This window comes from Variovorax sp. Soil_C_26 (assembly GCF_057657075.1).
In genome coordinates this window covers 184736-206440 of sequence record NZ_JBDGJC010000004.1, presented here as the reverse complement: position 1 = coordinate 206440, position 21705 = coordinate 184736, and the positions used below count along the sequence as shown (strand labels likewise).

At 70.3% G+C, this 21705-nt stretch carries 19 protein-coding genes; 6 read left to right on the top strand and 13 right to left on the bottom strand.

The annotated features are described in order from the left end of the window. Positions 1 to 28: 28 nt before the first annotated feature. Together AC3A6G_RS13665 and AC3A6G_RS13660 are read right to left on the bottom strand one after the other, a co-directional pair. Positions 29 to 2956, bottom strand: coding sequence for an ATP-binding protein (locus tag AC3A6G_RS13665; protein ID WP_487860373.1), 2928 nt, complete (start codon positions 2954 to 2956; stop codon positions 29 to 31). A 192-nt stretch (positions 2957 to 3148) separates the two neighbouring features. Further along, the gene (locus AC3A6G_RS13660; RefSeq protein WP_487860374.1) at positions 3149 to 4249 is read right to left on the bottom strand and encodes a helix-turn-helix transcriptional regulator; all 1101 of its coding nucleotides are present in this window, start codon (positions 4247 to 4249) and stop codon (positions 3149 to 3151) included. Between the two features lie 44 nt (positions 4250 to 4293). Here AC3A6G_RS13660 and AC3A6G_RS13655 point away from each other — a divergent pair, with 44 nt between their 5' ends. Genes AC3A6G_RS13655 through AC3A6G_RS13640 form a run of 4 tightly spaced genes read left to right on the top strand, consistent with a single transcriptional unit; the run spans position 4294 to position 8763 of the window. Further along, the gene (locus tag AC3A6G_RS13655; protein ID WP_487860375.1) at positions 4294 to 5283 is read left to right on the top strand and encodes a Bug family tripartite tricarboxylate transporter substrate binding protein; all 990 of its coding nucleotides are present in this window, start codon (positions 4294 to 4296) and stop codon (positions 5281 to 5283) included. A 13-nt stretch (positions 5284 to 5296) separates the two neighbouring features. Further along, positions 5297 to 5998: an aspartate/glutamate racemase family protein gene (locus AC3A6G_RS13650; RefSeq protein WP_487860376.1), complete on the top strand. Its 702-nt coding sequence runs from the start codon at positions 5297 to 5299 to the stop codon at positions 5996 to 5998. Between the two features lie 42 nt (positions 5999 to 6040). Beyond that, entirely contained in the window at positions 6041 to 6433 is a 393-nt protein-coding gene (locus AC3A6G_RS13645; RefSeq protein ID WP_487860377.1) for a Rid family hydrolase, read from the top strand. After that, a complete protein-coding gene (locus tag AC3A6G_RS13640; RefSeq protein ID WP_487860378.1) occupies positions 6430 to 8763 on the top strand; it encodes a penicillin acylase family protein in 2334 nt (777 codons plus the stop codon). Before AC3A6G_RS13645 ends, AC3A6G_RS13640 begins: the two co-directional genes overlap by 4 nt. A gap of 35 nt (positions 8764 to 8798) precedes the next feature. On the opposite strand, the gene AC3A6G_RS13635 is transcribed toward AC3A6G_RS13640, so the two are convergent. The 8 genes from AC3A6G_RS13635 to AC3A6G_RS13600 all read right to left on the bottom strand — a co-directional run bounded on the left by AC3A6G_RS13635 (position 8799) and on the right by AC3A6G_RS13600 (position 18068). After that, on the bottom strand, positions 8799 to 9416 hold the full coding sequence (locus AC3A6G_RS13635) for a TetR/AcrR family transcriptional regulator (RefSeq protein ID WP_487860379.1): 618 nt from the start codon (positions 9414 to 9416) through the stop codon (positions 8799 to 8801). Beyond that, on the bottom strand, positions 9413 to 10726 hold the full coding sequence (locus tag AC3A6G_RS13630; protein ID WP_487860380.1) for a flavin-containing monooxygenase: 1314 nt from the start codon (positions 10724 to 10726) through the stop codon (positions 9413 to 9415). Before AC3A6G_RS13630 ends, AC3A6G_RS13635 begins: the two co-directional genes overlap by 4 nt. Then, positions 10723 to 11691, bottom strand: coding sequence for an NAD-dependent epimerase/dehydratase family protein (locus AC3A6G_RS13625; RefSeq protein WP_487860381.1), 969 nt, complete (start codon positions 11689 to 11691; stop codon positions 10723 to 10725). The genes AC3A6G_RS13630 and AC3A6G_RS13625 overlap by 4 nt, the downstream gene beginning before the upstream one ends. Positions 11692 to 11804: 113 nt before the next feature. Next, positions 11805 to 12305 carry a pyridoxamine 5'-phosphate oxidase family protein gene (locus AC3A6G_RS13620; RefSeq protein ID WP_487860382.1) on the bottom strand — a complete coding sequence of 167 codons (501 nt, stop codon included), beginning with the start codon at positions 12303 to 12305 and terminating at the stop codon, positions 11805 to 11807. A 102-nt stretch (positions 12306 to 12407) separates the two neighbouring features. Continuing rightward, the gene (locus tag AC3A6G_RS13615) at positions 12408 to 13802 is read right to left on the bottom strand and encodes a DUF3526 domain-containing protein (RefSeq protein ID WP_487860383.1); all 1395 of its coding nucleotides are present in this window, start codon (positions 13800 to 13802) and stop codon (positions 12408 to 12410) included. Next, positions 13799 to 15223: an ABC transporter permease gene (locus AC3A6G_RS13610; RefSeq protein ID WP_487864811.1), complete on the bottom strand. Its 1425-nt coding sequence runs from the start codon at positions 15221 to 15223 to the stop codon at positions 13799 to 13801. Before AC3A6G_RS13610 ends, AC3A6G_RS13615 begins: the two co-directional genes overlap by 4 nt. After that, complete coding sequence (locus tag AC3A6G_RS13605; RefSeq protein WP_487860385.1) at positions 15220 to 15957, bottom strand: ABC transporter ATP-binding protein; 738 nt, start codon at positions 15955 to 15957, stop codon at positions 15220 to 15222. The genes AC3A6G_RS13610 and AC3A6G_RS13605 overlap by 4 nt, the downstream gene beginning before the upstream one ends. An 8-nt stretch (positions 15958 to 15965) precedes the next feature. Next, positions 15966 to 18068, bottom strand: coding sequence for a TonB-dependent receptor (locus tag AC3A6G_RS13600; RefSeq protein ID WP_487860386.1), 2103 nt, complete (start codon positions 18066 to 18068; stop codon positions 15966 to 15968). A gap of 124 nt (positions 18069 to 18192) precedes the next feature. Between AC3A6G_RS13600 and AC3A6G_RS13595 the strand changes: the two genes are divergently transcribed. Further along, entirely contained in the window at positions 18193 to 18696 is a 504-nt protein-coding gene (locus tag AC3A6G_RS13595) for a Fur family transcriptional regulator (protein WP_487860387.1), read from the top strand. Positions 18697 to 18744: 48 nt separating this feature from the next. Here the strand turns inward: AC3A6G_RS13595 and AC3A6G_RS13590 are convergent, their stop codons facing one another. Next, positions 18745 to 19665, bottom strand: a complete 921-nt coding sequence (locus tag AC3A6G_RS13590; protein ID WP_487860388.1) for an NADP-dependent oxidoreductase — start codon at positions 19663 to 19665, stop codon at positions 18745 to 18747. An 8-nt stretch (positions 19666 to 19673) separates the two neighbouring features. Then, complete coding sequence (locus tag AC3A6G_RS13585) at positions 19674 to 20129, bottom strand: ester cyclase (RefSeq protein ID WP_487860389.1); 456 nt, start codon at positions 20127 to 20129, stop codon at positions 19674 to 19676. 98 nt (positions 20130 to 20227) lie between these two features. Between AC3A6G_RS13585 and AC3A6G_RS13580 the strand changes: the two genes are divergently transcribed. Further along, positions 20228 to 21154, top strand: a complete 927-nt coding sequence (locus tag AC3A6G_RS13580; protein ID WP_487860390.1) for a LysR family transcriptional regulator — start codon at positions 20228 to 20230, stop codon at positions 21152 to 21154. A 13-nt stretch (positions 21155 to 21167) separates the two neighbouring features. On the opposite strand, the gene AC3A6G_RS13575 is transcribed toward AC3A6G_RS13580, so the two are convergent. Next, positions 21168 to 21500 carry a hypothetical protein gene (locus tag AC3A6G_RS13575; RefSeq protein ID WP_487860391.1) on the bottom strand — a complete coding sequence of 111 codons (333 nt, stop codon included), beginning with the start codon at positions 21498 to 21500 and terminating at the stop codon, positions 21168 to 21170. Positions 21501 to 21705: the final 205 nt, after the last annotated feature.

Here is a 21705-nt window from a genome sequence, read left to right as displayed (position 1 = left end):
GCCTAGGCGGGCGCGAGCGCCTGAGCGGTCAGCGAACGGTAAGCGTGTGGGCGCTGCCGTCGCCCCGCAGCAGGGCCTTGGCGCGCAACACCCGCTCGAGCCCGTCGCCGCCGCGCACGAGCGCGAGCGCCTGCGCCAGTGCGTTCCGGTCCGACGCCGTGGCATCGTGCCGTTCGCAGGCATCGATCCACACCGCGAGCGCGGCCCAGGCGTTGTGCGATGCCTCCGCGTGGCGAAGCGCGCGTGCGAACGCGTGCCGCACGCAGGCGTCGTGCCGGTGCGCGGCGTGCCAGCGGGCATCGAGGCGATGGAGATCGGCAAGGTAGCCGTACTCGCCGAGTTGTTCGGCGCAGTGCAGGCCGGCATCGATCTCGGCACGGGCCTCGTCGAGCCGCCCTGCGCACAGTGCCAGGTCGGCCGCATAGAAGTGCACCTGGCTCGCACCTGCGCGCATCCCGCGTTCCTGGTGCCGGGCGAGCGCGGACCGCACCTCCTGCAGCGCACTTGCAGAGGGCCGGCGCGATTTCCCGGCGACCCAGGCTGCGAACCAGAGGGCGGGCCCTTCGGCCTGCCCGATGTCGTCGGCGCCCGCCGCCGCCTTCAGCGTGGGCAGCATGCGCGCCACGCGTACGGTGTCGTCCATGGCGGCGGCCGCGGTCGCTTCGCCCCAGGCAGCGACCATGCTGGCCATCGGCGCACCGAGCCGGGCGGCGCGCTCGCGCGCCCGTTCGAGGTGACGCAGTGCGGTGCCGATGTCGCCGGTCGCGACCAGCGGATGCGCCGAGTTGGCGAGCAGCGAAACCATCGGATCGACCGGCAGCGGCGCTCCGGCAATGCGCGCTTCCTGCGACGCGCAGATCGCCAGCCCTTCGCGCATGCAGTCCACGGCTTCGGCGTAGGCGCCCTGGAACGACAATGCGACGCCGCGCAGGTTCATCGCGCACACCACCACCGCAGGCTCGTCGAAGCGCTGCCCGATCTCCTTCACGCGCTCGGCCATTCGAAGCGCCAGCGCATGGTCGCCACGCGCCAGATGAACCCATCCGAGGCCGCCATGGGGCCAGCCATGCGCAGCCGCCGGGGCACCACGTTCGCAGAGCGCGAGTGCGCGCGTCAGCGACCGCTCGCGCTCCGGTGCCGCAAAGCCCAGGTACTGCGCGAAGGCGACGGCCTGATGGCCGTTCAGCGCAAGTTCGAGCGCGTCGCGTTCGGCGGAGGGCAGAGTGTTGCAGTGCTCGAGCAGTGCCAGCGCTCGCCGTGAGAGGCGGACGGCCTCCTGCGGCGCGAAGCGCGAGAGTGCCAGTGCCGCCGCCTCGGCGCTGTAGCGGACGGCGGCGGCCGGATCGTGGCTGCGTTCGTGGTGGTCGGCCAGTTCCGCCGGCGCCGTCGGGATGCCGATCCTTCCCGCTTCCTCGAGTGCCCGCGCGGCGCGCCGGTGGAGCTCGGCCCGACGGGCTTCGCCGATGCGGCGATAGAGTACATGCCGGTGCAACGCGTGGCGAAAGCCGTGGCGCGCGTCGAAGCTGTCGTCGGCCAGGCGCTCGACCGACAACGGCACCAGCCAGTGACCCACCCGGGCGAGCCTGTCGGTTTGCGCGCGCACCGACAGGCGCGGGCGCTGGAGCATCGACGCCAGGGGAACGCTCCAGAACTCCACGCCCAGGACCGATGCAGCTTCGAGGAGCGACTGGTCCTCGGCATCGAGCAGGCCGAGCTGGCGCTCGATGAAGTGGGCCAGTCCGTCGGTCAACCGAGCGGGCGGTTCGGTGCCGGCATCCAGCGGGTGCAGGCCCCGGTCGCGCGCGTGCTCGCGGTCGGCGGCCTCCAGCCAGCTGGCAAGGTAGAGCGGCAGGCCGCCGGTCTGCGCGTGCAGCCGCAGTGCCACATCCCGCGCTACGGCTCGCGGCGCATAGCGCGCGGCCATGTACGCGGCCACGTCGTCGGCGGAAAAGGGCGCCAGTTCGATGCCGCGCGCCAGGCCGCGCAGGCGCAGGCGCGCGTGCAGGTCGGCGGCTGCCATCGGACCGCCCGGCGCATCGGCCGGACGCAGCGTGGCCAGCAGCATCCATCGCGCGTGCTCGCGCTGGCTTCCGAGCTGCTCGAGCAGCTGCAGCGTGGGCAGGTCGCTCCACTGCAGGTCTTCGAGGATGAACAGGACCGGACCGGAACCTGCGAGGCGGTTCAGCAATTCGCGAAACTCGCGCAGCACGCGCCCCATGCCGACCCCTTCGATCTCCTGCCGCAACGCGAGCCGTTCGGCCTCGCTCGCGTGCCACGGCATCTGGGCCAGCCAGGTCGGCGCGATGCGGCGGATCTGCGGGATGGCGCGGGGGTGCTCGCGGCACAGTCCGCTGAGCGCATCGAGCACCGGCATGTGCGGTTCGTCCCGTCCGCCCTGTTCGACGCACTGGCCGCGGGCCACCATGGCCGCGCCGGCCCGCCGCGCGAAATGGTCGATCAGCGTCGTCTTGCCGATGCCGGCCTCGCCGACCACGAACACCACCTGCGCGATGCCGCCTTGCGCCGATCGCCAGGCCGAGCAAAGCGCCTCGCGCGCCGCTTCCCTGCCGATCAGACCGTCGGCCGCATGGCGCTCGCCGGCAGGCATGCCCGCGAGCGCGGCCGAAGGCATGCCCTCGATCGCGGCGATGAAGCGGTAGCCCCGGCGCGGCACCGTCTCGACATAGCCCGGCTTCGAGGGATCGTCGTCGAGCGCGCTGCGCAACTGGTTGATGGCCGTCTTCACCACGGCGTCGCCCACGGCCTGCCCGGGCCAGACCTCCTGCAGCAGCGTCTTCTTGGCCACCAGGCTGCCGGGACGCGTCGCGAGCGCGCACAGCAGCGTGAACACCTTGGGCTGCAAGGCCACCGGGTCGGGGCCGCGCATGAGCTGGCCGCCCGCCATGTCCAGGACGAAGGGGCCGAAGCACAGGGCGGACCGGTGAAGGTTCGCCATGGGTTTGGGCGATGGTGTTTGCGCCGGGGCGGCGGCGAGGCGGTGCGTGGTCGGCGAATGCTCTTTCGGCATCGGTGGCAGCTGGGTCGGGTCGGTGAAACTCCAGGACGAATCAGACGGGCGATTTTCGAAGAAAGAACAGCAAAATAATCGCTGGCGCTGCGCCTTGCCAAAGTCGGCAGCCGCGATGGCTCAGGGCGCGGCCGCTTCGGCGGTCTCCGCGGACCCCAGCCGGAACGCGCGCGGCGCCACGCCGTGCTGGCGCTTGAACGCGGCGGTGAACCGGCCGTGGCAATCCCAGCCGGCTTCGGCCGCGATCGCCTTCACGTCGAGCCGGGTCTCACGCAGCAGCCGCGCCGCAAGCAAGAGCCGCTCTTGCACCACCAGTCCATGCACCGTGCGCTCCGCGGCCGCGCGTACCAGCGCCTGGAGCCGGGTGGCGCGCATGTCCAGGCGGCGCGCCAGCGCGTCCACGGTCCAGGCGCGCGAAGGCGCCTCGGCCACCAGGTCGCGCAGCCGCTGCACCGTCCGCGCAGCCTCGTCGCCGCCATCGCCCGAGACCGCGCCCGAGCGCGCCGGCCGCAGCAGCTGCTGCAGGTCGAGCAGCACGCAGGTCAGCAGCTCGGTGGCGCGCGCATGGAACAGCGGCACGAAGGCCGCATGGTCGGCCGGTTCGTCGCGGATGCGCGCCAGGCAGTCGCGCACGCGTGGCGTGAGCGCCGCATTGCACAGCACGCGGCCGTCGTCGCGCTCGACCAGCTCGGCCAGCTGCCGTGCCCCGAGCCGCACGCCGAACGCCTGCAGCCAGCGCGGCAGCAGGCTGCGGCGCAGCCGGAACTGCACGAAGTTGTTGTGGCAGGCGCCGGGCACGTGGATGAGGTAGCCGCCATCGCGGTTGGGCGTGCGTAGAAGCGCGCGGTCGACGCGGAACTCGAGCGCCCGTCCCTGCGCGCTGCCGATCTGGCCCGTGACATGGCCCGCTAGAAAGAAGGTGAGCAGCAGTTCGTCGCCGGGCGGCAGCTGCACGTCGAGGTCTTGGTTGAGGCGGAAGTCGAAGTACAGCGCGCTCGCGCCTTCCCAGGGCGTGGTGCGCAGCCGCAGGATGCGCCCGCCGTCGCGCGGCCAGCGCACCGCGCGGCTGGCGCCGTCGTGCAGGCCGGGCAGCGCGAGCGGGCGCTCGACCGGCAGGCGCAGTAGCGCGGCGTTGAAGTCGTCCTCGCGCAGCGCATGGCCCGCGGCCGGCGAAGGAATCGGCACAGTCTGCGAACGGATCGGCATAGAAAACCCGGCCATCGGGCGTTAGCGTTGCAACACTTTGGTTTTCGCGGAGTTTAGGCATGAATGTTCGATGTGTCTGCCGTTTCCTGGCATTGGCTGCAACCGCCGCAGCGGCGCTGCTCGCAACGCCGCTTCGCGCGGCCGAGGCCTGGCCCGCGCGGCCCGTCCGGCTGGTGGTGCCTTTCGTCGCGGGCGGCGGCGCCGACGTGACGGCGCGCCTCATCGCCGCGAAGCTGCAGGTGCACCTGGGCCAGCAGGTGGTGGTCGACAACAAGCCGGGCGGCAACACGCTGATCGGCGCGAACGACCTCATCAAGGCGGCGCCCGACGGCTACACGCTGATGTGGTCCATCGACCAGACCTTCGTGCTCAACCCGACGCTCTACAACCGCCTGCCCTACGATCCGCGGCGCGACTTCACGCCGGTGGCGCTGGCGATCACCTCGCCCAACGCGCTGATCGTGCGTGCGGGCGCGCCGGGGTCGGTGGCCGACGTGCATGCGCTCGTGAAGCGCGCGAAGGCCGAGCCCGGCAAGACGAACATCGGCGCGGCCGCGATCCTCTCGCAGATGGCGCTCGAGGAGTTCAAGCACGCTGCCGGCATCGAGGCCACGCGCGTGCCCTACAAGGGCAGCGCCGAGGTCGCGCAGGCCACGATCGCGGGCGACATCGACGCGGCCTTCGACGGCATCGCCCCCTATGTGCAGTTCGTGCAGGGCGGCCGCGCGAAGATCCTTGCCTTCACCTCGCTGAAGCGCTTCTCGGGCCAGCCCGACGTGCCCACGCTCGACGAACTGGGCTACAAGGGCGTGGACTTCTCGGTGTGGTTCGGCATCGTCGGCCCCGCGGGGCTTCCGCCCGAGATCGTGCAGCGCGTGAGCGAAGGCGTGGACCGCGCGCTGCGCGACCCCGAGGTGGTGCAGAAGCTGCTGGTGTTCGGCTTCGAGCCCGCCGCCGAGACCAGTGCGCAGGCGCTCGCGCGCCGCATCGACGGCGACATCGTGCGCTACGCGCCGGTGATCCGTCGACTCGGCTTCAAGCTCGATTGAGGGCGCGGTGCGCATGAAAACCGCGGGCCTGATCGGAGGCGTCGCGTGGCCTTCCACGCTCAGCTACTACCGGCTTTTGAACGAAGGGGTGCAGCGGCAGCTCGGCGGGCTGCATTCGGCACGCTGCGTGATCGTGACGCTCGACTTCGCGCCGGTGCACGCGGCCATGGCGGCCGGGCGGCCGGGCGAGGCGAGGGCGCAGATGGAGGCCGCGGCGCAGCAGGCACGCGCCGCGGGCGCCGAGCTGATCGCCATCCTGGCGAACACGGGCCACTTCGCCGCCGACGAGGTCGAGGCCGCGGCCGGCGTGCCGCTGGTGCACGTGGCGCGCGAGACCGCCGCGGCCATCGCCGCCGCGCACCCCAAGCTGCGCCGCCTGGGCCTGTTGGCCACGAGCTTCGCGCTCGATGCGCCTTTCTTCGGCCAGATGCTCGCCAAGGACGCCGGCTTCGAACTCGTGCTGCCCGACGCGGACGAACGCCGCACGCTCGACGCCGCCATTTTCGGCCCGCTGGCGCACGGCCAGGCCACGCCGGAAGAAGGCCGGACCGTCTCGGCCCTTTGCCAGGCGCTGATCGCACGCGGTGCCGAGGGCGTGGTGCTGGGCTGCACCGAGCTGAGCGGCACGCGGCCCTGGCTGCACTGCGACGTGCCGCTCTTCGACACCACCGAGATTCATGCCCACGCCATCGTGCGTGAGATGACGCGCGCCTGAATCCTCGCCCATCCCCTTCATCGACCGAAAGAGAGACACCGCATGCAGACCGCCGAATTCCCGCTGCCTTTCGTGAACGCGCCCTACACCCGCGCGATGTTCGACGACGACTGGATCTTCGTCTCGGGCACCATCGGCATGGACTACGACACCCAGCAGCTCGCCGAGAGCGCCGAAGACCAGACCCGGCTGATGGTGCGCAACATCGCGCGCTACCTCGAGGCCTGCGGAGGCCGGCTGGAGCAGATCGTCAACTACACGCTGATCGTCGCGGGCGCCGAGCACCTCGGCGCGGTGGTGGCGACCCTGTCCGACGTGCTGCCCTGCAAGCCCACCGGCACCGCAATGCTCGCGGGCATCGCGGTGCCGAAGGCCTGGGTCGAGATGCAGGTGATCGCGCGCAAGAGCCATGCGCCGTCGGGGGGCGCGCAGTGAAAGCGGGCTGGCTGCGTGTGGCGGCATGCGCCCTCGCCGTCACAGGCGCGATCGCGGCATGCGGCGGCGGCAATGACGGCGGCGGGCGCGGCGGCTCTTTCCCTGTCGCACCGCCCGCGCCCGAAGACAGGTTCAGCGCCGAGGTGCGCTGGACGCAATACGGCCTGCCGCACGTGAAGGCCGCGGACCACGGCGGGCTCGGCTATGGCTACGGCTACGCGGTCGCACGCGACCAGCTGTGCCTGTTGGCCGAACGCGTGCTGACGCTGCGCGGCGAGCGTTCGGAGCGCTTCGGGCCCGACGGCATGGCGCTGGTGGCGTTCCTGCAGGCGCCGAATCTGGACAGCGACCTGTTCTATCGTGTGCAGCTGTCCGACGAAGAGGTCGAGGCGGCATGGCAGGGACTGTCGGCCGATGCCCGCGCGCTCGCCGAGGGCTATGCGGCCGGCTTCAACCGCCGGCTGCGCGACATCGGCATCGAGGCGGCCGCAACCGCCTGCAAGGGCATGGCGCCGCCGCCGATGAAGGCCAGCGACGTGGTGCGGGCCGTGATGCAGGTCAACTCGCTCTGGAAAGCGCTGGCGGTGGCGCCGTATGCGTCGGCGTCGACGTGGGATCAGCTGGGCGCGCCGCCGCTCGCGAAGGCCGCCGCAGACCGCCCCCCCGCGCAGCGCATGGCCAGCAACGCCTGGGCCTTCGGCGCCGACGCCACCGGCACCGGCAGCGCGATCATGGTCGCCAACCCGCACACGGTGTGGCAGGACCATTGGCTCCTGATGCACCAAATGCATCTCACGATTCCGGGCGAGCTCGACGTGATGGGCGCCGATTTCCTCGGACTGCCGCTGCCGCTCTCGGGCTTCACGCAGCACCTGGCGTGGAGCATCGAGGCACCGTCGACCGTGACCTACCCGCTGCTCGTCGCGCTCGACGTGCAGGACGGCGCGGCGCCGGGGTACACGGTCGACGGGCAGCGCCGCGCGCTCGTTGCCAAGACCATCGCGCTGCGCGTGCGGCAGGACGACGGCAGCGTGCGCCTGCAGCACTACCGCGTGCCGGTGTCGCATCTCGGGCCGCTGTACCGGCTGCCGGCCGCGCCCGGCCGCTCGGCCGGCTGGCATGCCATCACCGATCCGGGCACCGCGAATGCGCGCGCCCTCGACCAGATGCTCACGGCGGCCAAGGCGCGCGACGTCGCTGGGTTTGCGCAGGCGGTGGCGGCCAACCGAGGGATCACCGCGCACCTGATCGCCGGCGACAGCCAGGGCGGCGCGCTGTACATCGAATCGGGGCCGCTGCTGGACATCGACGATGCGACGCTCCGCGGCTGCGCCACCATGCCGCCGCCCGACGAGACGGCCGTGCCGGCCGCTCTCGACGGCAGCCGCAGTGCCTGCGCGGTGCGCGACACCGAGGGCCGCGCGAGGCTGGCACCCGCGGATCGGATTCCCGCCCTCGCCACGCGCGGCATCGTGCAGAACGCCAACGACAGCTACAGCCTCTCGGTGGTGGGCCGGCAACTCGACGGCTACTCGCTGCTGCTCGGCAGCCCGAAGTTGCCGCCAGGGCCGCGCACGCTGATGTCGCAGCGCCAGATCGATGACGGCCTGGCCGACGGCCGCATCGACAGCGCCGAAGCGCTGGACATGGTGTTCGGCAACCGCAGCTACATGGCCGAGACCCTGCTCGACGCGGTGCTCGCTGCCTGTGGCACCGCCATGGGCGACGCGCAGGTGCAGTCGGCCTGCGCCATCCTGTCGGCATGGGACCGGCGCCACAATGCGGAAAGCCGCGGGGCGCTGCTGTTCCACGAACTCGCGCCGCGGCTCGCCGCCGTGCCGGGGCTGCATGCGGAGCCCTACGACTCCGCGCAACCGTTTCGCGTTCGACCGGTATCGACGGCGCCCGGCGTGCGTGCGGCCATCGTGGCGGCGCTGCGCGAGGCGGCGCAGTCGCTCGATGCGCTCGGCCTCCGCGGCGACGAACTCTGGGGTCGCATGCTCGCGCGGCCTGCGTCGCAGGGCCGCGTGCCGCTGCACGGCGGCTCGGGCGAGCAGGGTGTGCTCAACGCGCTGCAGGGTGCGCCGCTCACGAAAGAGGGCTTCGGCGACATCGTGGCCGGTACCGCGTACATGCATGTCGTCACCTGGCAGGAGGGCCGGCTCGATGCGCGCGTGATGCTGGCATCCGGCCAGTCGGGCGATCCGGCATCGCCGCACCGGGATGACCAGTTGGCGCTGTTCTCGCGCAAACAGCTGGTGGTCCCGCCGTTCAGCGATGCGGAAATCGCCGCCGATCCGGCGCTCGAGACGATGGTGCTGCGCGAATGAGGTACGGGTGGCCGGCTCGGGCGGCCCTTGGGCCGCTACCGGGCGGCCAGCCCCAGCACCAGCGTGTCGACCATGCGCTGCGCGAGCCGGTCGAGCGCGACCTCGTCGTCGTCGTCGCGGCGCCGATACCAGATCAGCGACCACTGCAATCCGCCGAGCAGCGTCTTGACCGCGATCGACACGTCGAGGTCGCCGTCGACGCGCCCCGCCTTCTTCGCCGCGGCGAGCTGCTTCTTGAAGAGCTTCTCGAAGCGGTCGCGCGACGCGATCAGCGCGTCGAGCTCCTCGCGCTGGCGTGGCGTGAGCGCGCCGAAGCGGTGCAGCTGCACGCCTTGCACCACCACGCTGGCGAAGGTGTGATGCACGAACAGCGCCAGCGCATGCGCCTTCATCATCGCCGCGAGCACCTCGAGCGGGTCGCCACCGGCGCCCTGCGCGGGTTCGACCGCGTGGAAGAGCAGGTCCATCCCGAGCCGGTGCACGTCGAAGAACAGATCGACCTTCGACTGGTAGTGGTGGTACACGCGTCCCTTGGTCGCGCCCATGCGCCGTGCGACCACGTCGATGCTGGTCGCGTGGAAGCCCTGCGCCATGAAGCACTCGGCCGCGGCCTCGAGGATCTCGAGCCGGGCGGCGGTGAGTTCCGTCGTCATGCCGCCGCCTCGCCGCGCGCCATGTCGCGTGCGAGCTGCTTCGCGTAGCTGCGGGCATCGACCTCGAGCGCATAGCGTGCGGTGCCCACGTAGCGCCGCCGCACGGCCGCGGCATGGTGCTCGATCTCGCGCGCCATGGCCGCTTCGGCCGGCAGCCGCATCGCGCCGCCGAGCAGCGCGGCGAGCCAGCGCGACTGCACCTCGACCAGCGGAATGGTCGGCCCCACCGGCTGCACCAGCCCGAGGAAGAACAGGCCCGGCAAGTGCGGTGGCGCCATGCGGCGGTAGAGGGGAGGTACGTCTTCGCCCACCTCGAACAGCGCGGGGTCGAGGAAGGCGAAGCTGGGGCGGTAGCCGGTCGCGAGGATGATGGCATCGACGGGTTCGCTGCTGCCGTCGTCGAATGCGACGCGCTCGCCCTGCAGCGCCTGCACGTTCGGCTTCATGCGGATCCAGCCGTGGCCGCAGTAGGGCAGCAGCTCCTGGCTCAGCGTGGCGTGCTCGCGCCAGACCGCATGCGCGGGCCGCGGCACGCCGAAGCGCGCCTGGTCGCCCACCACGAGGTACGAGAGCCAGCGCACGAGCGTGCGCGTGACCGGCGTGGGCAGGCGCAGCGTGCGCGCGAAGAGAGCCGACCACCGGTCCACGGGCCGGCCCATGATGTACTTCGGCAGGATCCAGGCACTGCGCCGCGTCGACAGGAAGGTGCGGCGCGCGTTCTTGCAGACGTCCACCGCGATGTCGACCGCGGAGTTGCCGATGCCCACCACGAGCACGTTCTTGCCCGCATAGGCTTCTGCCGTGCGGTAGTGGTGCGAATGCAGCTGCTCGCCGTCGAAGTGCCCGGGAAAGGCCGCCATGCGCGGGTCCCAGAGATGCCCGCTCGCGACGATCACCGCGCGATAGCTGCGCGCTTCGCCGCCCGCCAGTTCGACGCGCCACAGGCCGTCGGGCGTGCGCGCCACGTTCGTCACGGTGGTGCGAAAGCGGAAGTGGCGCTTCAGGTCGAAGCGGCTGGCGTAGCTCTCGAGCCATTCGAGCACTTCGGCATGCGAGAGAAAGTCGGGATAGCTCTCGGGGATCGGATGATCGGGGTAGCCGAGATTGCCGCGGCTGGTGTCGATGTGCAGGCTGCGGTAGGCCGACGAGAGCCCGTTGTCGTTCTCGTAGCGCCACATGCCACCGATGTCGGAGCCTATCTCGAAGCCTTCGAACGGCACGCCGCGCGCATGCAATGCCTTCGCGGCGGCCATGCCCGAGGAGCCGGCGCCGATGATGCAGACCGGGTGTTGGTCAGGTGCGGCGCTCATGCTTGTACGCCTTCGTGTGCGAGAAAGGCCGCGACCAGCGCATCCGCCGAGTCGTCGGGCTTGAAACCGAGCGCCAGCGCACGCTCCGACGTGAAGCCCGCGGGCCAGCCGTCGACGATGCGCTGGACCTGCGCATCGGGCTGCCATGCGACGCGGTCGCCGATGCCGCCGGAGAGCCGGCGCGAGACCGCCTCCACGAGCTGCGCGGGTGTCACCGACAGGCCCGGTAGGTTCATCGTGCGGTGGCCGGCGATCGCCTCGGCCGGCAGCGCGGCCAGCCGCAGAAAGCCCTCGATGACCTTGTCGACCGAGGCCAGCGCGAGCGCACTGTCCGGCGCCATGCGGCAGGTGGTGCGCTGGCCGCGCAGCGGCTCGCGCACCAGCGACGCGACCTGGTCGGAGATGCTGCCGCTCGGCGGCCCGGGGTGCGTAACCACGATCGGCAGCCGCAGCGCGCGGCCGTCGACGAAGCCATGCCGGCTGTAGTCGGCCAGCAGCAGTTCGGTGACGGCCTTGTGCGTGCCGTAGGAGGTGCTCGGCGCCTGGCGCACCTCGTCGCCCACCACCGGCGGGAGCGTGCCGCCGAAGGTGGCGATCGAACTCGCGAACAGCAGCAGGGGCGCGGCGGGCTGCACGCGGCAGCGCTCGAGCAGTTCAATGAGCGAGAGCAGGTTGGTCTCGAGGCCGCGGCGGAAATCGGTCTCGGCGTCCACGGTCAGCGTGGCGGCGAGGTGGAAGATCGCGTCGGGCGGGCGCGCGAACAGGCTGTCGAGCAGCGCGCTGTCGCGCAGGTCGCCGTGCACCGTCACGATCTTGCAGGCGGCATCGGCCGGCGCGGGCACCGGACGCAGGTCGGACAGCACGAGTTCGTCGATCGGCTGCGTGCCGAGCCGCGCATCGCTTGCGAGCCGGCGCGCGAGCCTTGCGCCGAGAAATCCGCCCGCACCGAGGATCAGTACGCGCATGCCAGGGCGTGCTCAGGCGGGCGGCGGGCGAATCGGTTCATCGGCGGGCATCTCCATAAAAAGATACCCGGTAGTATGTCGACGAAAGATCGGCGCGTCAACGCGCCGCAGGTTCAGCGCATGTCGAGCTTCTTGTGTTCGCCGAGCGACGGCGTCTCGTTGCCGGTAATGGCCGCCTTAGCCATCTTCAGCAGCTGCACCATCTTGCTTTCCTTGACGTCCCAGTATTCGGCGCCGACGATCTCGACCGCGAGCAGGCCCAGGTTCGGGTCGGTCACACCGCCCGGGAACCAAGCCTTGGCTGCGGGGTTGAAGAGCTTCTCCTTGAGGGCCTGGTCGTCGCGCAGCATGGCGCGGCCCACTACCGAGACGTAGTGGTCGTCGTCGGTGTTGGCATACGCGATGTTCACGCTGGGGTCGCTGGCCACATGGCGCGCGATGTCGCCGTTCTTCGGCACGAAGAAGTAGAGCGTCGAGGCTTCGTCGATGCCCTTGCTTTGCGTGGTCAGCGGATGGCTGTGCAGCTGGCCATCGCCATGGCGATGGGTCAGCATGCCGTAGCGCGTGTCCTTGATCATGTCCCAGAGCCTGGCGTGTTCGTCGTTGGTGGTCATGTGTGTGCACTCCTTGAAGAAGAGACCACCGTAGCCAGCCGCGTGCGTTCGCCATGCGGCGTTTGGGCGCATGCGCGTGTCATCCGATGCCGACGACGGCTGCTAGGGTTTTTCGAGCGACCGGCGTGCGAGCGCGATGCAGCCGCACAGTGCCAGCGCCAGCAGCCCGAGCCACAGGATCGGCCGGTACATGCCGGCAGGCCGGCCGTCCGCCACTGGCTCGAAGCGCGGCAGCCGGTCGAAGTCGCCGGCCGAGAGCCCGCGGTAGGCCATGACGCGCGGCACGAAGAAGTCGCGCCAGTCGTCCTCGTAGGCATTCACGCGCTCGACGTGCTGCAGGTGGCGCGGCGCGTCGATGCCGGCGAGTCGGTCGGCGAGCACCGCGAGCGCGAGGCTCGGGGAGAGCCAGCTCCGGTCGGCGAGCCACGCGAAGCGGCGCGCGCGCACCGTATCGAAGTGCAGCATCAGCGGCCGGACCATGCGCTCCTGCGCCAGATAGCGCGGCAGGAAAGACACCGGCCAGGTGTGGCTCGTGCGCCCCGCCGGAACGGCTTCGGGGTGCGCGGCATACCAGTCGGCGAGATGCTCGTCCATATGGACTTCGGCCTCCTGCTGGGCCTGGCGCACGGCCGCGATGGCGGCCAGGCGCGAAGGCATCGGCGCCTCGCGGTCGGCCCATGCGGCCAGGGCCGCAGGCACCGCGAAGGTCGACATCAGCCAGCACGCGAGCAGCCCGAGCGCGGCCGAACCCGAGGACAGCGGCAGCAGGTTGAACAGGCCGGCCAGCGCGGTCCAGCAGGCGCAGAACATCGCCACGGCGGCGAGCCAGCCGAGCAGGGCCTGGGCCGTGGCACCGGGATCGAGCGCAAAAGCGAGCGCCGAAGCGGCTGCCGCCACGCACCATGCCGCGGCGCCGCGCAGGGCCAGCGCCACGGCCAGCACACGACCGGGGCGCGCGCACTGCGCCACCACGAGCCGCCATTGGCCGTGCTCGCGCTGCTCCTGCACCAGCCCGTGGCCGAGTGCGAGGATGGCGAGCGGCAGCAGCAGGGCGAGCACCGTGGAGAAATCGGGCAGGCCGAAGCCCTCGAGCAGCGGGTTGCCGAGGCGCTCGGCCTTGCGCGCGTCGGTGTGGCGGCTTTCCACCGTCACGCGGGCGTCGGGTGCGAGCAGTTCGAAGCCGCCAGTGCCGAGCGCGAGGCCGCCGAGCGCCGGCAGCGTGGCCGGCGGCGCGTCGCCGCGCGCGAACTGGAACGCGTCCATCATGGCCTTCGCGGCATCGCGCGAGGCCCCGGCCTGTGCCTGCACCGTCACGCGGCGCTGTTCCCAATGTGCCTGCTGCGCCGCGGCCGCTGCCCGATGCTCCCGTGCAGCGAGGCCGGACCACACCGCACTCGCGCCGAGCAGCAGCGCGAACACGGCGAGCACCCAGAGGTTGGAGCGCTGCCGAACCAGGCGGCGCCATTCGGCCCGCACGCATTGCATCGCGGCCTTCATGGCTTCAGCTTCCGCAGGCTCGCGATGCAGAGCGCACCGGCGGCCAGCGCCCAGGCCAGCAGCAGCGCGATGTCGGGCAGCGCGGCCTTCCAGGCGAAGCCGGTGGCCGGCGCCGCATAGCGAAAGGGCTCGACCGAGCGCCACAGCGAATCATCTGCGTAGCGGTCGTCGAACGAGGTGAGGCCGCGCGTGTGGTCGGCGTCCCAGCGGTCGATGGCCGTGTTGACGCGGCGGCGGTAGGCTTCGGCGGCCTCTTCGAAGTGGCGCTGGTGCGCGAGGTCGGTGCCTGCCATCTTCATCGAGATGGCGCGCATCGCGACCGCAGGACTCAGCGCCCCGGCCGCGCGCAGCCAGCGCTCCTGCAGCGCATAGCGCGCCCAGAGCGCGTCGAAGTGCAGCGCGTGCACGCGATCGGCATAGGCGTCGCGCGCCAGGCGCCGCACCGCCGCCACGCCGAACGGCAGGTCTTCGAGCCGCGTGGCGCCGTGGCGGCGCAGCAGCTCGGCTTCGAGCGCCTTGCCGCGCGCCGCCAGGTCGGCGTCGCCCGGCAGGCCCTGCGTGTAGTCGCGCTGGATGTCGCTCCAGAAGCGTTCGGCCGTGGGCAGCGGCACGGCCTGCGCGGCCGCTGCGGCGCCGAGGCGCGGCACGACGAAGACGAAGGCGACCCAGAGGCCCAGCAGCACGAACAGGCTGGCCCGGCGGGTCGGGAGCCAGGCCGACACCGCGAGCGCCAGCGCGGCGATCACGCCGTAGTAGACGAGGAACGAGCCGGCCAAGAGGGCGCCGCGGCCGAGCGCATCGATGCCGGGGACGGCAGCGCTGCCCGCCGCGAGCAGCAGCCCGCCGCCGAGTGCGGCCAGCAGCATCAGTGCCACCACCGCAAGCAGCGCGATGAGCTTGCCGGCGAGAAGCCGGCCACCGCGCAGGCCCGCGCTGTGCAGCATGCGCAGCGTGCCGCTCTCGCGTTCGGCGCTCACCGCGTCGTAGGCGAGCGCGATGATCAGCAGTGGCATCAGTGCCAGCAGTGCGAAGGCGGGCGTCATCTGCCCGAAGCGCACCGACGGCGCTTCGTCGGCCGCGGGCTGGAAGCGCGTGATGTTGCGGCGGTGGGGCTCGAGCCAGAGCGCCTGTCCGAGGTAGGGCTCCAGGCCGGGATCGATGCCCGCGAGCGGCGAGTCCGGCCGCAGTGCATAAAGCCCGAAATGCGCGCCGCGGTGCGGATGCTTCTCGCCCTGCGCATCCCATTGGCTGCGAACCACCGCGGCGATCTCGGCCTTCTCGGCGGCGAGCCGGCGGTGCTGCTGCGCGGACACGGCGAGCAGGCCGGCCAGCAACAGTCCCGTTGCGAGCGCCAGCACCGCGAAGCGTCCGTCGCGCAGCAGCGCCCGCAGCTCCTTTCGCACCACCGCGAGCAGCATCATGCGGGCACCCCTGCGCCGCGCGTGTGCGCAAGGTAGGCGCGCTCGAGTTCGGCATGGTTCACGGTGTGCGCGTCGAACTCGGCCACCAGCCTGCCTTCGCGCAGGATGCCGATTCGGTCGGCGACCTGACGCGCATTGAAGAGGTCGTGCGTGGCCATCAGCACCGCCATGCCGCCGTCGGCCGCGGCGCGCACGCGCTCGGCGAAATCGTTCGCGGCACCCGGGTCCAGGCCCGAGGTCGGCTCGTCGAGCAGCATCGCCCGCGCCGCCTTGGCATGGGCGATCGCGAGCCCGACCTTCTGCCGCATGCCCTTGGAATAGGTCGACACGCGCGCCCCGTGCGCCTGCAGCTGCAGGCCGGCCTGCGCCAGCAGCGCGCCCGCGGGTTCGCGCGCCAGTTCGATGCCTGCGAGGGTGCAGAAGTACTGCAGGTTCTCCACGCCGCTCAGGTACGGGTAGAGCGCCACGTTCTCGGGCAGGTAGGCAAGCCTGCGGCGCACCTCGGCCGCATCGCCGGTGGGCGAGAAGCCTGCGACGCGCGCCTCGCCCGAGGCCGGCACGACGAAGCCCAGCAGCACGTCGAGCGTGGTGGTCTTGCCCGCGCCGTTGCCGCCGAGCAGCGCAAAGACGCAACCCGAGGGCACATGGAGGTCAAGGCGGTCGATGGTGCGCCGGCCACCGCGCTCGACCGTGAGCGCGCGCAGCGCGAGGATGGGTTCGTCGCCGGCGGTCATCGCGGCCTTCAGAAGAAGTAGCGCACCGACGCGCCGAACTGCGTGCGCGGCTGCGGCGAAAGCAGCAGCCCCGCGGCCGACCCGTAGGCAATGTCGCTCGCGTAGCGGTGCGGCTGGAACACCGCGAACACGCTGAACTGGAACTGGTCGCGGTCGTAGGTGGCCTTGAGGTCGTAGCGCGTGTAGGTCGGCATCATGCGCAGCTGCGTCTGCGGCGTGCCGACGTAGTACGGATTTTTGGCCGTGAGGTAGGCGTCGGCATTGAGCGTGAGGCGCCCCGCCCCGAGGCGCTGGCGGTATTCGACCCCGAGCTTCACCTGGTGCTCGGGCACCGACAGGCGCGCCCCGGTGTTGGGCAGCGGGTTGTTCACGCGCGCCTCGATGATGCGGCCGTAGCTGCCGTAGGCCGACCAGCGCGGACCGAAGCGCAGCCGCGTTTCGAACTCGAAGCCCTTGCGCGTCGTCTCGCCGACCGACTTGAAGGAGCCGTCGGGCTGCGCCACGATCTCGTCCTGGTTGAGCGTGTGGTAGACCGCGCCCGAGGTGGTCCAGTCGGGCGAGGGGCTGAAGCTGAAGCCGAGGTCGCGCGACTTCACCTTCGACGGTGCCACGTCGAACACCGTGCCGCCGGCGGCACCGAGCGGGCCGGTCGCGCCGCTGCTGCTGATCTGCTCAGCGGCCGGCGAGCGGAAGCCTTCGGCCAGGTTGGCGAACACATCGAGCGTGGGCGTGATGCTCCAGACGGCGCCGAGCTTCGGCGTCGTCACTGCGTCGTCGTAGGACGTGGAGGCGCCCGGCAGCTTGCGGTTGCCGATGTCGTAGTCGAACGCATCGCGCCGCACGCCGCCGAGCAGCTTGAAGCCGGGAGCGAGCTGGTACTGGCCCTGGGCGAACAGGCCGTAGGTCAGCAGGTCGAGCTTCTGGGCGTTGATGTAGTTCGCTGTCGGCTGTCCGTTGCGCCAGATGCGGCGCTCGGCATCGCCGCTGTCGCGGCGCAGCTCGCCACCGACCACCAGTGAAGCGTGCTCGCCGAAGACGAAGTTCTGCGCCAGCCGGCCGCCATAGAAATGCCGGTCGTCCGAACCCACCGTGTGCTGCACGCTGCTGTTCGCGATGCCGCGCACGCGCTCGAAGCGCTCGGCATAGGCCGTGGCCGACCAGCCCGCCTCGCCCGTGGCCGGCGTGCGGTTGAACACCAGCCCCGTGCGCTGGCCGCTGCCGTAGCCCGGCAGGTTGAACTGGGTCGCGCGCGGGTCCAGCGCGCCGCGCTGCAGGTCGGGCAGCAGCAGGTAGCCGGGCGCCGCGCTTTCGGACCGGTAGTGGTTGACGCGCAGGCTGTAGAGCCCGTCGCCGACACGCCTGGAGAGCTTCCAGAACAGGTTGTCGCGCTCGGTCCGGCCCGCGAAGCGGAAGCTGTCGGTGCGGTAGCTGTCTGCGACGAGCAGCGACTGCATCTCGCCGAAGGGCTGCGACGACAGCACCAGCGATGCGCGGCGCCCGCCGTAGCGCTCGAGCGAGAGCGCCACGCTCGAAGGCACTGCAACGGTCGGCGTCGCCATGTTGACAGCGCCGGCGCGGTTCTGGTCGCCGTAGAGTGCCGAGATCGGTCCCTTGATCACGTCGACGCGGCCGATCATTTCGGGCGTGAGCCATTCGAGAAAGGCCGGTCCGTGGCCCGCGCCGGCCTGGCTCGAAGGCATGTTCTGCGGCACGCCGTCGACGTAGACGGCGGTGTCGGCGCCATGCGTGCCCTGCGTGGCAAAACCCCGCATGCGAAAGCCGTTGCCGGTGTCGCCCTGGTCGATGTTGTTGGCGACCACGCCGGGCACGCGCCGGAACACGTTGGAGATGTCGCGGCCCACGTTGAGCGTGCCGATCTCTTCGGCCGTGATGACGCTGAGCGCCGCGGGCAGGCCGGTGCTGTCGTTCGTGACGCGGGTGCGGCGGATCTGCCGCGGCGCGTTGTCCTCGCCGTCGGCGGTGACGCTGATTTCGCCGAGCGTCTGCACCGGCCTGTCGTCGGCAGCGGCGCCGGCCGAACAGGCGACGCCGACACTCAATGCCAGTGGGAGGGAGAGGCGAGGTCTGGATTTCTTCGGGCGCGTGTTCATGGTCGGCAAGGGGTGAGCGGAACGTAATGATATTGCAATCGCAATAGCGGTTCATTTCCTCTCGTCCTGGCGCAGCGGCCCGAGCGGGATAGACTCGCTTTCCTTCTCGCCCCGTTCAGCCCCGATGGCCGCCTCTTCTTCGTCCCGACCCGTTCCAGCAGCCCGCGCCGCGGCGGCGTCCGCCGTGGTGCAACGCGGCACGCGCCAGAAGGCCGCGATCCGCAGCGTGATCGATGGCTCGGCGCGGCCGCTGCTGCCGCAGGAGATCCTCGAGGCCGCGCAGCAGGAGGTGGCGGCGCTGAGCATCGCCACCGTCTACCGCAACCTCAAGCTCCTGGCCGAAGCCGAGGAGATCCGCGCGGTCGAGCTGCCGGGCGAGGCGCCGCGCTACGAGTCGACGCGGCACGGCCATCACCATCACTTCCAGTGCCGCACGTGCGCGCGCGTGTTCGACGTGCACGCCTGCCCGGGCAACTTCTCGGCCATGGCACCGAAGGGATTCCGCGTCGACGGGCACGAGCTGACGCTCTACGGGCAGTGCGCCGACTGCCGCGGGCAGGCTGCCACGCCGCGCGCGGCCGAAAAAGGGCCGGTTTCAAGCCTTTCGCGCAAATCACGCAAGGCTTGAAACCTGATATGGGCACGGCATCCGTGTTGCGCGGCGAGCCGCCGGGAATCAGCTGCCCACGTGGATGAGGACCTTGCCGCGCGCGTGTCCAGTGGCCAGCTTCTCCAGCGCCGAACGCGCTTCGTCCAGCGGGAAGATCGAGTCGGTGATGATCTGGATCTGCCCGGCCTGGAACTGTCGGATCGCTTCCGGCAAAAAGGGGGTCGCGCTCGTGAAGAACACGAACTCGCCCGTGTGTCCGTCCTTGGGCTGGATGCCGAACGCCACCAGGCTGGCGATACGCCCACCGGTGCGAAGCACCGACCACGACTTCTCCAACGTCTCGCCGCCGATGGTGTCGAGCACCAGGTCGATGTCGCGCACCTGGGAAAAGTCCTGGGTGCGGTAGTCGATGACCTCGTCCGCACCCAGACTCTTCACCAGTTCGATGTTCCTGGCAGACGCCGTGGCGACAACATGCGCGCCCGCATGATGGGCCTGCTGGACGGCCATGCTGCCGACACCACCCGTCGCCGCATGAATCAGAACCCGCTGCCCGCGCTGCAGACGGCCAACGTCGAAGAGGCCTTGCCAGGCGGCACCAAATGCAGTTGGCATGGCTGCCGCCTGCTCGAAGCTCATCTCTGCCGGGATGACGCACAGATCCGCGGCGGCTGTCACCAGACGCCTGCCGAGCGCGCCTCCCGTGCTGGGCGCGGTACGCCCCACCACGCGGTCACCCGCATTCAGGCCAGTCACCTGCGCGCCGACCGCCTCGACCACGCCGCTGAAGTCCGTGCCCGGTGCATAGGGGAACTCGACCGGGAAGACCTGTTGCATGTAGCCAGCGATGATCTTCAGGTCCAGCGGGTTGATGCCGGCCACTTCGACGCGAACGACGACGTCGTGTGGCTGTGGATCGCGCAGACGGGCTTCGCCGATCGCTACGACATCGGGGCCGCCGAAGGCACGGACAAGAGCGGTTTTCATGGATGACTTCATTCCTTCCTGGCTTGCGGCGGAAACTGCCCGAGCTGGAGGAACAGACCGAACCAGTCCTCCATGTGCCATGTCGTGGTCACGCGCTTGCCGTCGAGCGTGTGGAACTCGTGCAGGCGGAAGCTCACCTTCTTGCCCGTGGGGGCGATGTCGAAGAGTTCTCCCTGATGGGTGCCGCTGATCTCGGCGCGAACGCCGATCTTGCCGGGCTCCTGGACCATGTCGTGGACAGTGATCCGAACGTCCGGGAATGCCTGCACGACGCTTTGGATGATGGGCTTGATGCCTTCCGGTCCGGGGCCTTGCCCAGGCGCCAGCGGAATGTCGTCCCAAGTGGGCGCAAGGACTTCGTCCACCAGATCGGGGTTCCTGTCGCTGAAGGCGCGGTAGAAAGTTTCGACCGCCAGGCGCTCCGCGCGAAGCCGATCAGAGAGGTCGATGCTGGATGTGCTCATGGTGTTGCCCGTGGATGTGTGATTCGTGACGACGCCAATTCTGTGCAGGGCAGTAAGATCCGTCCAACAAATAAGCCATATATAGAGTTATTCGTCCTATGGATTTCCATGGCATCGACCTGAATCTGCTCGTGGCCTTCGACGCCCTGATGAACGAGCGCAACGTGACCCGTGCCGCCACCCAGGTCGGGGTCAGCCAGCCGGCCATGAGCGCGGCGCTGTCGCGGCTGCGCACGCTCTTCGGCGATCCGCTGTTCCTGCGCAGCAGCGATGGCTTGCTGCCGACGCAGCGAGCACGGGACATGGCCGAACCAATTTCGCAGGCCTTGCAGCAGATCGAAACCAAGCTGGTGAAGAAGCCCGAGTTCGTGCCCGGGACGGCGTCGTTGACGTTCAAGCTGGGGCTGTCGGACTACCCGGCCTTCGTGCTGCTGCCTTCACTGCTGCAGGCGCTTGGAAAGAAGGCGCCGGGCATATCGGTGAACGTGCATGCGTTCAACAACCGGGATCATGCGGTCGACTTGCTGGATGCTGGCGCGATCGACGCGGCCATCGGCGTGCCACCTACGCATGCCGATGGCCGGATACTGACGCGCCCCGTGCTCCGGGACGAGTTCGTCACGATCGTCGCCAGCGGCCATCCGGCGGCCAGAATGCGCAGCGCCAAGGATGCACCAGTGAGCATGAAGACCTACCTTGAGTTGTTCCATGTTCTCGTGTCTCCCGAAGGAGAGCTGTACGGGCTCGTGGATCAAGCTCTCGCGCAACAAGGCAAGAAGCGCAAGATCGCGTTGACGCTGCCGCAGATGTTCGCGGTGCCGGCGATCGTGGCTCGAACAAGCATGACGGCCACGGTGATGAAGCGGGTTGCATTGCATTCGCCAGCCGGTCGAAAGTTGGTGCTGTTCCCGCCGCCTGTTGCATTGCCCGAGGTCGTATTCGACCTGATCTGGCACAGGCGCAGCGACGCGCATCCTGCCCAGCTTTGGTTCAGGGAATTTGTCGCCGAGCACGCCGCGTTGTGATTTGGCGCCCGGCTCAGCGCCCGGTCACGGCCGCGAGCAGTTCCTCGTCGAGCCAGCGCTGCAGCCAGCGGCCCGCGGTCAGGTCGGCGAAGCGGCTGCCGCCGTGCAGCATCTGCAGCGCATCGCGCTCGTCCGCGGCGATGCTGCGGAAATGCGGCTGCAGGTCCTTGCGCCACACCATCACCGTCTGCGGCGCGGCCAGCGCCTGCACGGGCGACGGCGGCTCCTCGGCGTCGAGCGCGAGCCAGAGCGCGAGCTTGTTGTGCCGCTGTTCCAGCAGCGTCCAGTTCGGTACCGGCATGAAGCCGGGCGCCGTGCCCGGCCGCAAGGCAAACGCCGTGCGCATGGCTTACTCCCGGCCGTGATGTCGCCGATGACGCCGTTCTTCGACGGGCATTCGCCCGCGGGCGCAGCCTTGAGGCTGTGGCCCTTGCAGGCGCTCTGGACCTTGCAGGTTACACGCGGCCCTCCCGCTCCCGGCTTTCGGAGCAGAAGATTTTTCAGATGTTAGAAATGCGCTTTGGCTGCGAATATCTAGCCAAGTTGTTAAA

Excerpts from the sequence above, each read along its gene's own strand:
- AC3A6G_RS13665 (WP_487860373.1), bottom strand. The coding sequence starts at position 2,956 with ATGGCGAACCTTCACCGGTCCGCCCTGTGCTTCGGCCCCTTCGTCCTG.
- AC3A6G_RS13660 (WP_487860374.1), bottom strand. The coding sequence starts at position 4,249 with ATGGCCGGGTTTTCTATGCCGATCCGTTCGCAGACTGTGCCGATTCCT.
- AC3A6G_RS13655 (WP_487860375.1), top strand. The coding sequence starts at position 4,294 with ATGAATGTTCGATGTGTCTGCCGTTTCCTGGCATTGGCTGCAACCGCC.
- AC3A6G_RS13650 (WP_487860376.1), top strand. The coding sequence starts at position 5,297 with ATGAAAACCGCGGGCCTGATCGGAGGCGTCGCGTGGCCTTCCACGCTC.
- AC3A6G_RS13645 (WP_487860377.1), top strand. The coding sequence starts at position 6,041 with ATGCAGACCGCCGAATTCCCGCTGCCTTTCGTGAACGCGCCCTACACC.
- AC3A6G_RS13635 (WP_487860379.1), bottom strand. The coding sequence starts at position 9,416 with ATGACGACGGAACTCACCGCCGCCCGGCTCGAGATCCTCGAGGCCGCG.
- AC3A6G_RS13630 (WP_487860380.1), bottom strand. The coding sequence starts at position 10,726 with ATGAGCGCCGCACCTGACCAACACCCGGTCTGCATCATCGGCGCCGGC.
- AC3A6G_RS13625 (WP_487860381.1), bottom strand. The coding sequence starts at position 11,691 with ATGCGCGTACTGATCCTCGGTGCGGGCGGATTTCTCGGCGCAAGGCTC.
- AC3A6G_RS13620 (WP_487860382.1), bottom strand. The coding sequence starts at position 12,305 with ATGACCACCAACGACGAACACGCCAGGCTCTGGGACATGATCAAGGAC.
- AC3A6G_RS13615 (WP_487860383.1), bottom strand. The coding sequence starts at position 13,802 with ATGAAGGCCGCGATGCAATGCGTGCGGGCCGAATGGCGCCGCCTGGTT.
- AC3A6G_RS13610 (WP_487864811.1), bottom strand. The coding sequence starts at position 15,223 with ATGATGCTGCTCGCGGTGGTGCGAAAGGAGCTGCGGGCGCTGCTGCGC.
- AC3A6G_RS13605 (WP_487860385.1), bottom strand. The coding sequence starts at position 15,957 with ATGACCGCCGGCGACGAACCCATCCTCGCGCTGCGCGCGCTCACGGTC.
- AC3A6G_RS13600 (WP_487860386.1), bottom strand. The coding sequence starts at position 18,068 with ATGAACACGCGCCCGAAGAAATCCAGACCTCGCCTCTCCCTCCCACTG.
- AC3A6G_RS13595 (WP_487860387.1), top strand. The coding sequence starts at position 18,193 with ATGGCCGCCTCTTCTTCGTCCCGACCCGTTCCAGCAGCCCGCGCCGCG.
- AC3A6G_RS13590 (WP_487860388.1), bottom strand. The coding sequence starts at position 19,665 with ATGAAAACCGCTCTTGTCCGTGCCTTCGGCGGCCCCGATGTCGTAGCG.
- AC3A6G_RS13585 (WP_487860389.1), bottom strand. The coding sequence starts at position 20,129 with ATGAGCACATCCAGCATCGACCTCTCTGATCGGCTTCGCGCGGAGCGC.
- AC3A6G_RS13580 (WP_487860390.1), top strand. The coding sequence starts at position 20,228 with ATGGATTTCCATGGCATCGACCTGAATCTGCTCGTGGCCTTCGACGCC.
- AC3A6G_RS13575 (WP_487860391.1), bottom strand. The coding sequence starts at position 21,500 with ATGCGCACGGCGTTTGCCTTGCGGCCGGGCACGGCGCCCGGCTTCATG.